Genomic DNA, 9247 nt, shown 5'->3' with positions numbered 1-9247 from the left:
CGGAGCGACCGTGCCGCACACCGCGTCGTGGGGCGACCCGCAGAAGTGCCCCGAATACCGGCTGCGCCCCTGAGCCGCCCGGCGGCCGCCGCCCCTCGCGGCGGCCGCCGGATTCGTAGGACACTCGAATCAGCCCCCTTGGAGGACACGGTGACCGCACAGTCCGAGCACTCCGCAGACCCCCGAGCACACGCCATCCCGCACACCATCAACGCCATCGGCGAGGCCCTGACCGGCGCGAAGCGCATGGCCTTCTACGCCGAAGTCCTGGCCGCCGAGGAAGGCGACGCCATCAACAACGCGCTGCGGCGCTGGTGGATGGTGGCGATGCTCGACGCGGCGCCCGGCGCCGAATCCAGCCGGGCCAACGCCGCCGCCGGCCGCCGCCTGGTCGCGGTCGACGACCTCGCCGACCGGCTCGCCGGATGACCCAGGAGCAGCCCGGCCGCCGCGGCTGGACCGCCCACGCCGAGGAGATCCCCGCGCAGATCATCAGCGCGATGCCGCCCGACCTCGCCAAGCGCGTCACCAACTTCGCCATGGCGCTGGCCCTGGAGGTGGGCGCGGCCACCGCCGCCGGGCGGCGCCCGCCCGGCGACCGGCTCGACGAACTGGGCACCCGCTACGGCATCCAGGTCGACGGCGAGGCCGTCATCCTGGAGTACCTGCTCTGGCCCGAGAAGCGCGAGATCCGGATCGCGGTCCTGGTCTGGTTCCACTGACCACGCTGACCATCCTGCTCACCGGCAAGCCGAAACGACCCGCAGCGATCACCGCCGCGGGTCGTTTCGGCTTATCTAGCTTGATTACCCGCTTCACCCTGGTCAGCCGGTACCCATCGCACACGGTGATTGCGCGCCCCCTTGTCCTGCTGCTGCCCGGCGACGCCGGACCCCTTGTCCGCCCCCTTGTCCGCAGGTACCGGATCGGTGTTTCCCCTGGACCGAGCAGGTGGGGGGCACCTGATATCCGGTTACCGATATCAGGTGTTGAGGCTGACTATTGGTCAACCGGATGTGAGCCGGATAGGTTCGAGAACTTGCCCCGTACCCTGAATTGGGCAGCATGATCAAACTTGGGGTAGGTGCAAAGGGGGAGCCCCTAGCGGGGCTCCCCGGCAAGCCGGGCAGGAAAAACACAAGCGCACAAGCGCGGAAGTACGGGGGGCCGCATCTTGGCTTGGGTGACGAAAATCGTCGCGGATGAACAGGTCGAGTACCGCCTGAGGAATCAAGCCGGGTGCGGCGTGGTCGCGGAAGACGCCGGCGAGACCGTGGTGCTGGACGACTCCGCCGATCCGGCGGTCGCTTACCGTCTGCGACCGGAGGGCGATGGGACGCTGGTGTGGCTCGGGTCCGGCCTGCAGGCGGTCGGCCTGGTCGCCGGGCAGCCCCTGGACGACGAGGGCAAGGACGCCGCGCGCCGCCTGATGAACGGCTGCGACCCGCGGACCGGGGCGAGGCTGGTGAAGTCGTCCGCCCGTGCCCACCCCGACGCGCAGCTCACGGTGGTCCGGGTGATCGAGGCGATCGAGGCGAAGGCGGCCGCGGCCGGTGTCGAGCCTGTGGAGCTGTTCGCGGGCAAGCCGAAGCAGGCCGCGATGTTCGCCCGGCAGCAGCGGATGGTCCACCGCTGGGGTGAGACCCACCGGCTGCTGGTCACCACGGTGCACAAGTTCGCGCGTGCTGCCGGCGTCGACCTGGCCGACGTCTACGGGGAGAAGGAGCTCGCGGCTGCGTGGGCGAACAAGGACGTCCGGGTCGACGACCGGGTGCGCGGCTGGGACCTGGTGCTGCACCTGCCCAAGTCCGACAGCGTGCTGCCGGGCCTGATGGGCGAGGACGGCGAGCGCGCGTACCGGGACCTGGTCCACGAGGCGACGCGCGACACGTTCACCCAGCTCGAATCCTGGATCGGCTACGCGGTCGGCAGCCAGGACGCGCAGCCGGTGCGGCTGGCGACCGGCGGGCTGCTGGCATGGTCGGTGGAACACCTCTCCGCCCGGCCCGTGGTCGACGGCGAGCCGGGCGACCCGCACCTGCACCGGCACGTCACCATCGCCAACATCGCGCTGTGCGAGGACGGCAAGTGGCGGGCCATCGCCAACAGCGGGCAGGACCTGCACCGCCACGCCCGCGCTGCCGACGCCTACTTCAAGGCGCGGGTGCGGGCACTGGCCTACGAGCGGTTCGGGGTGCGCCGCACGTACAACGAGGCGAACCGGGAGTGGGAGGTCGACGGCATCCCGGCCGAGGTGCGCGACGGCTTCTCCCGCCGCGCGGCCGCCGTCACCGCGGCGGTCGGCGAGGACGCCACCCGCGAGGAGCAGCAGCGCGAAGGCGGCCTGCAGCGCCGGGAAAAGCACGACGCGGACGCGGCCGGGATGCGCGTGTCCTGGCGGGAGCGGGCCGCCGACATGCTCGGCGGCACCGGCGCGGTCGACGCGATGGTGGCGGCCGCCGCGCCCGGCCCGCCCGGACCCGGCGACGGAGCGGGCGCCGACGGGCCGGGCACCGGCCCGCGCATCCCGCCGCCGGCGGACATCGCCGCGGTGGTCTTCGACCCCGACACCGGCGTGACGAGTTCGAGCAAGGACTTCACGCGCGCGCAGCTGCTCGCCGCGGTCGGCAACGCGCTGCAGGAGGGAATCGACAGCGCCCCCGGCCGCCTGGACGAACTGGTCGACGCCGTTCTCGCGGTCGAGGGCTACGCGGTGCGGCTGCCGCACGTCGGGTCCACCGTGATGTCGTCCATGGCCAGGTTCACCACCCGCGACATCCTGGACGCCGAAGCGCTGTGCGTTCAGCAGGCGCTGGCCCGGGTCGACGCCGGCGCCGTGCAGCTGCTCGCCGACCAGGCCGTGGCCGCCGTCAGCGTGTACGAGGTCGCGGTCGGGTTCGAGCTGAGCACCCAGCAGCGCGACGTCGTGGCGCGGGTGCTGACCGGCGGGCTCGGTGTCGAGGCGGTGGTCGGTGTCGCCGGCGCGGGCAAGTCGACGCTGATGGAGGCGTGCCGGATCGGCTGGGACGCCGCCGGCACCACGTACGCCGGGGCGTGCCTGTCGGCGGTGGCCGCGCAGGGCCTGGCCGACGCCTCCGGCATCCCCTCCCGTACGGTCGCGTCCTGGCTGCAGCGCATCCGCGACGGCAAAGGTCTCGCGGGCGTCGACGTCCTGGTCGTCGACGAGGCGACGATGGTGGACGACCGGTCGGCGGCCGCGCTGCTGGCCGAGGCCGCCCGCACGGGGACGAAGCTGGTCGCGGTCGGCGACCCGCTGCAGCTGCAGGCGATCGGCGCGGGCGGCTGGTTCAAGGAGGTTCACCGCCTGGTCGGCGGGCTCACCCTCACCGAGAACCGCCGCCAGGTCGACGCCGCCGAGCGCGCCGCGCTGGAGGTGTGGCGGACCGGCGACCACGAGCAGGCCCTGACCCTGCTAGCCGACCGCGGCCGCGTCCACGCCGTGGAGACCGCCGAAGAGGCCCTGTCGCAGATCCTCACCACCTGGAACGAGGCCCGCACCCGGTGGGAGGACCCGCACCAGGTCCTGGAATCCCTCGCGGTGCTGGCCGCCCGCAACGACACCGTCGACCTGCTCAACGCAGGCGCGCAGCAGATCCGCCGCGCCGCCGGCGAGCTGGGCACCGAGCACACCTACGCGCTGCCCGGCGGCCGCCAGCTCACCCTCGCCGAGGGCGACTTCGTGAGGGTGCGCGCGAACGACTACCGCAGCAGGCGCGGGGCCGGGCCGGACCTGCTCAACGGCTACCGGGCGGTGGTGACCGCGATCGGCGAGGACCACAGCGTGGAGATCACCTGGCGGGTCCGCGACGCCGGCGCCGAAGGCGGGCACCGCTACGAGAGCGCGACCGTGCCCGTCGACCAGGTCGTCGGCGGCGCCCTGTCGTTGGGCTACGCGATGACCGTCGCCGCCTCGCAGGGCCTGACCACCCAGGTGTCGCTGCTGTACGGGCACGGGGCGAACGCGTTCGCGGTCTACCCGGGCATCACCCGCGGCCGCCAGGAGAACCACCTGTGGCTGCCGCTGGCCGTCGTGGAGTCCGAGGACACCCGCGCCCGGCTCGGTGCGGCCCGCTCCGAACGCGAGCGCCTGCAGCGCGCGGTGACCGCGTTCGCGCAGTACCTCGGGCAGGACAAGGGCGACCGCATGGTCTCCGACCTTCTGCGCGAACCCCCGGAGCCCGCCGTGCTCCCGGCCCAGGCCGTACGGCCGCGTGAGGCCGCTCAGGAGCCCCCAGACGGCCCAGCGTTGCCGTCCCCGGCCGATCCCGCGCAAGCCGAGGCGACAGCCGCGCAGGAGGCCGTACGGCGCCGCGCCGCGGCCGCCCGCGCCACCTCCCCGCTGCGGTCCAAGCGTCCTGCCGAGTCGGCCGGCGCACCGGCGCCCCGCCCGGCCGAACCGCCAGAGCCGCAGCCGGAGCTGACCGGGGACCAGCGCCGCCAGCTCGCCGACTTCGAGCGGTCCCGCGAGCAGCGCGCCGTGCCGTCGTGGAGCGACCGCGCCGCCCGCCCGTACGGCCGCCGCTCCGACGCCGAGCTGGTGCGCCTGGCTGCCGACTACGACCAGCGCGCCAAGCTCGCCGAGCAGGCCGCCGCCGCGGCGGCGCTGAAGGCGAAGGAGATGGACGAACGCCTGGAGCGCGAGCGCACCGCCGGCGCCACCCGCGGGCAGCTCGCGGCCGCCGACGTCGCCGGCGTCCTGGACGAAGCCGACCGGCACCTGCAGGCGGCCCGCGTCCACCAGGAGCAGGCCGACGCGGTCCGCGCCGAGCTGGCCCGTACCGAAACCGCCCTGACAGCACTGGACAAGCACAAGGACCTGAACCGCGCGCAGCTGCGGCTGGCCGGCACCTCCCGCAAGGAGCACACCAAGCTCACCGCCCACCACCGCGCCGCATTCGCCGAGCAGACCACCGCCCTGTTCCGGGCCGACGCCGCTGCCCGCGACGGCGCGGACACCGCGTGGCGAACCGTGCGCACCGACCCGGCCGCCAAGCCGCTGCAGGGCCAGATCGCCGGGCAGCCGCCGCGCGGCGTGGACGAGACCGCCCACCGCCTGGCCGTGCTGCGCCGGGCGCTGCCCGAGCTGGCCCGCCGGATCGACCGGACCGACCTGGAGGACGTCGCTCGGCTGCACGGCAACGCCGCCCGCAGCTCGCAGGACGCCACCGGCAACCGGGTGAACGCCGCAGCGGTCCGCAGCGAGCAGAAGCTGCGCGCGAGCATCGCCGCCCGCCACCCCGAGCTGCACGACACCGAGAGCCAGGCCCGCCGCGCCCACCTCGCGCAGCAGCGAGCCCAGCGCGAGCAGCAGGCCCGCGAGGCCGCCGCCCACCAGGGGCGGCGCTACGAGCCGCCCGCTCCGAAGCGGGGCGGTCCGAGCATGGGCCGGTAGGCGGGCAGGGCACCGGCCGGCACCCGGTAGTCCGGACCGTCCCACGCACGCGCGTGCAGGAAGAACGCGCTGGTTCGGGGAACCCCGAACTGGCGGCCGGTGGTACCAGGGCCGCTTGCCGCGCCCTGGACCCAGGCCACCCCCGGCAGCGTCCAGCGCGAAACGGCCCGTCGTGGCCGGCCCCCGTGCGCGCTGGACGCCACCGGGGCCAGGTCCGCCGCGGTTCCCTACGGAGTTGCCTACGGAATCCCCTGCGGAGTAGCCCACCGAGTTGCCTACGGAATCCTCTACGGAGTTCCCCAGGAACGGCCCGCGGCCGCGCACGGTCAAGGGGCCTGACCTGGACGACAAGGGGGCCGCGGCGGAGCTCGCGGACGCCGACAACTTCCCCACAGCGCCTTCTCCGGCGCGCGTGTCCGTCGTCTGCCGCCCACACCCGGCCCCATCCGCCGGCGCCGCGGCTACCGGGCAGCTAATCCCCGAGCCCGAACATCCGGGTGACCGCCTGGTGGATCGTCACCGCGCCCGCCTGGCCCTGCTGCGGTACGGAGCGCGGCATGACCTCCGGGTCTGGCTGGAGGACGACAACGCGCTGCCCGGGATTGGCCTGCGCGGCGACACGTTGCCGTTCCGGCTCGGAGGCCACGAGCAGCACCAGGCCGTCGAGCCGCCCGCGCACTGCGAGGACGCGGCTGGCCACCGGACAGATGACCGCGAACAGCTTGCCCTGCACGTACACCGGCAGTCCCATGGCGAACTCCGGTGTGCCCTCCTTGGCCACCTTGGGAGAAACACCGGTCTCCCGGAACGCGAACTCCACGGTCGGCCTGACGAGTGCCTTCTGCCGTTTCAGCAGGGCGCTGATGGCCGCCGCGTGCTTCTGCCGCTCCCGGTCGAGACGGGCCTCCTCAGCGGCGCGGCGGTCCCGCTCCGCGACGCACGCGCTCTCCTCCTGGACGTACTTCGGCGCCGTCCAGACCGTGTGCAGCGTCTCCAGCGGGTACTTGGCGGACAGCTGCGGCAGGTGCGGGACGACGCGACCGGTGAACAGCCACCCCAGGAACTCCGCCACCGTCACCCGCGGCCCCGCCTCCCACCCCCATCCGGAGAACTTCACCAGGCCTTCCACGACGTGCAGGCCACCACCGTCCACCGCCTCCAGGCGCACCGAGGGCACCAGCCCCAGCCACGGCGGCCGCGGCCGGTCGGAGAACCACACCGAGCGGACCCCGTCCTGCAGCATCCGCGCCGTACGCGCCTCGATGTCGTCGGGGACGATCGGGGAAAGCTGCGCCTCCAGGGCGATGCGCCAGGACCCGCCCGGGTCGCTCGCCATGACGTCTGCCCGCCACGCTCCGTCCGGGCCGCGCACCTCCAGCTCGACGTGCGCGCCCGCCTCTCGGGCCGACTCCGACAGTTCCAGCTTGAGCAGGTGGTGCGCCATGGACTCCCCCGCGCTCGCGCACTGCGGGGCGCCGGGCGCGTGGGCGAAGAAGCGCAGGCCCGCCGGTGAGACCTTCGCCCGCAGCGGGTGCTGGCATTCGTCGCACCGCAGCGGCGCCGGCGGCCGCACCCGGTGGACGTCCTCCCACGCTCTGCCGCACCCGAGGTCCGGCAGGTGCGCGAAGACCGTCCCCCACTGCTCATGTACGGCACGGAACGCCACGGCTTGCCCCTTTCCTGTCGGTGTAGCAGCAGTAGCGTGACGTAGGCCACTGACACCGGCCGCGTCTGTCCGCACACAACCGGCCACCCCGTCGATGTCGCCGGGGACAGGCCAGCGACCCGCGTTCACCCGTCCGGAGAGGCTCAGAAAACGGCAGGATAATGACCGTTATCCTGCCGTCCGCCGATAGGCTGCCGGGATGCCGACCAAGCAGCAGCAAGCCGAAGCCAAGGCCCGCGCCGAGTCCGACGCGGCCACCGCCAACAGCGCCGTGCACCTCTACTTCGACCACCTCGCCGCCGAGGCTCAGGCCGCACTCGACAAAGCCGCCGCCGACCTGGCGGCCGCCAACGAGCGGCGCCGGGAGTGGACCGAGGGCGACCGGCTCAGCCGCGACGAAGCGATGCTCGTCTACGGCCACGCGATCACCCGCACCACCGAGCTGGCCCAGAAGCTGATCAGCGGCAAGCCCGGCGTGACGCACGAGGAGTACGACCGGGCCAAGGCCGACACCGAGGCCACCTTCCGCGGCCTGGTCGCCGAGGGCTACGACATCCCCGACACCTCCGCGCCGCGCCCGCGGGAGCGCCGGTGACCGAGCTGCAGCTTCGGGCTCCGGCCGCCGGCGACGTCGCCGCGGCGGTCGCCGATCCGCGCGAGGACTGGCCGGTCGAGGCCCGGCGGCTGCGCGAGGATCTGGCCGCGGTGTACGGCGAGGGTGACGCCCTGGTCGACGTCGCCGGCGGCTGGGTCGCCCGCTGGCCGAGCGCGAACACCCGCCGGGCCTACGCCCGCGGTTTCCGGGTGTGGGAGGCGTACTGCCGACAGCGCGGGGTGCACCCGCTGGCCGCGACGTTCCCGCTGGCCGATGCGTTCGCCCGGTACCTGGAGACCGCGCCGACGATGGTGCGGGTACGCGGCGGCCGCCGCGGCGAGCTGGCCCCGACCGGCAAGCCGCGCTCCGACGCCTCCCGGGCGAACGTGCTGTCGTCGGCGAGCAGCTTCTACACCTACGCGGTGCGCGCCGGCGCCGCATCGGGCGACCCGTTCGAGGCGGTGCTGCGGCCGGTGGTCGACCCTGACGAGTCGTCCACCCAGGGGCTGACCGAGGACGAGACGGCGCGGCTGATCACCACCGCCGCCGCGTGGTCGCCGCGGGCCGAGGCGCTGGTGCTGCTGCTCTACCTGATGGGGCCGCGCGTCGACGAGGTCCTGGCCCTGGACGCCGACCAGCTCGGCTACGACCGCGGGCACCGCACGCTGCCGCTGCGGGTCAAGGGAGGGAAGGTCCGCCCGAAGCCGGTGGTGCCGCTCGCCCTGGACGCGCTGGAGCGCTACCTCGGCGGCCGCACGTCCGGTCCACTGTTCGCCACCCGCACTGGCGCCCGGCTCGGCGAGCCGGAGGTGTGGAAGCTGCTGCGGCGCCTGGCGAAGAAGGCCGGGCTGCCGCAGACGGACACCATCAAGCCGCACGTGCTGCGGCACGGGTTCATCACCGACAGCCTCGACGCCGGCGTGCCGCTGCAGGACGTCCAGGACGCGGTCAACCACCGCGACCCGCGCACCACCCAGCGCTACAACCGGCGCCGGCGCCGCCACGAGACCCACCCCGGGCACACCCTCGCCGCGCGCCTGGCGGACAAGCTCGCTGAGTGACCGCTCGAAGGAGCGGGAGAGCGCGTAGTTCGGCGTGATCGGAAAGTCTCTCCAGTCTCTCTATAAAGTCTCGAAATCTGGAGGACTACCCAGATCCCTAAGAATTCGGCGAACTGGGATAGGGCACTGGGAAGTTAGACCTGTCGTACGGCCACCGAGTCGAGGTGCGGCCGAGCAACAAGGAGCAACAGAAGGAACTTCGCAGGTCAGAGCGGCATGTGTTGCGGTGTCAGACTGTGACGCCCCCCAGGTATCGGCGCGGTGGGGTAGCGTTCTTCCCGGACGTGCTGTGCGCGCATCTTCCTTGCCACGTGGAAGGGAAGGTGATGCCGCATGCGGAAACTCCGCGACTGGCTACACAGCACGAAACCGCCGGACTACGACCGAATGCTCGTGGTCCTCACGGTGATCCAGGTGCTACTGGATGTGAGGGCTTCGAGCGGCCGGTAGCCGGCGGTCCCGCAGTGGGCCCGTACCAATCCAGGTGCGGGCCCTTCCTGTTCCTGCGCCGC

General features: G+C 73.4%; 6 protein-coding genes. 5 read left to right on the top strand and 1 reads right to left on the bottom strand.

What is annotated here, in order from left to right; translation table 11 throughout:
- Nucleotides 1–150: 150 nt before the first annotated feature.
- The 3 genes from ACH4SE_RS35985 (at nucleotide 151) to mobF (ending at nucleotide 5413) form a co-directional block, all read left to right on the top strand.
- A complete protein-coding gene (locus tag ACH4SE_RS35985) occupies nucleotides 151–429 on the top strand; it encodes a hypothetical protein (protein ID WP_398547795.1) in 279 nt (92 codons plus the stop codon).
- Nucleotides 426–722, top strand: a complete 297-nt coding sequence (locus ACH4SE_RS35980; RefSeq protein ID WP_398547794.1) for a hypothetical protein — start codon at nucleotides 426–428, stop codon at nucleotides 720–722. Before ACH4SE_RS35985 ends, ACH4SE_RS35980 begins: the two co-directional genes overlap by 4 nt.
- 461 nt (nucleotides 723–1183) lie before the next feature.
- Nucleotides 1184–5413 carry a MobF family relaxase gene (mobF, locus tag ACH4SE_RS35975; RefSeq protein WP_398547793.1) on the top strand — a complete coding sequence of 1410 codons (4230 nt, stop codon included), beginning with the start codon at nucleotides 1184–1186 and terminating at the stop codon, nucleotides 5411–5413.
- Nucleotides 5414–5885: 472 nt separating this feature from the next.
- On the opposite strand, the gene ACH4SE_RS35970 is transcribed toward mobF, so the two are convergent.
- Entirely contained in the window at nucleotides 5886–7079 is a 1194-nt protein-coding gene (locus ACH4SE_RS35970; RefSeq protein WP_398547792.1) for a competence protein CoiA family protein, read from the bottom strand.
- A 199-nt stretch (nucleotides 7080–7278) separates the two neighbouring features.
- Between ACH4SE_RS35970 and ACH4SE_RS35965 the strand changes: the two genes are divergently transcribed.
- The gene (locus ACH4SE_RS35965) at nucleotides 7279–7674 is read left to right on the top strand and encodes a hypothetical protein (RefSeq protein WP_398547791.1); all 396 of its coding nucleotides are present in this window, start codon (nucleotides 7279–7281) and stop codon (nucleotides 7672–7674) included.
- Complete coding sequence (locus tag ACH4SE_RS35960; protein WP_398547790.1) at nucleotides 7671–8735, top strand: tyrosine-type recombinase/integrase; 1065 nt, start codon at nucleotides 7671–7673, stop codon at nucleotides 8733–8735. Before ACH4SE_RS35965 ends, ACH4SE_RS35960 begins: the two co-directional genes overlap by 4 nt.
- Nucleotides 8736–9247 lie beyond the last annotated feature (512 nt).

It is taken from the genome of Streptomyces sp. NPDC020983, assembly GCF_044333485.1.
Classification (GTDB): domain Bacteria; phylum Actinomycetota; class Actinomycetes; order Streptomycetales; family Streptomycetaceae; genus Actinacidiphila.
The sequence above is the reverse complement of the archived record's forward strand: the minus strand, read 5'-3'. Positions and strand labels throughout refer to the sequence as shown.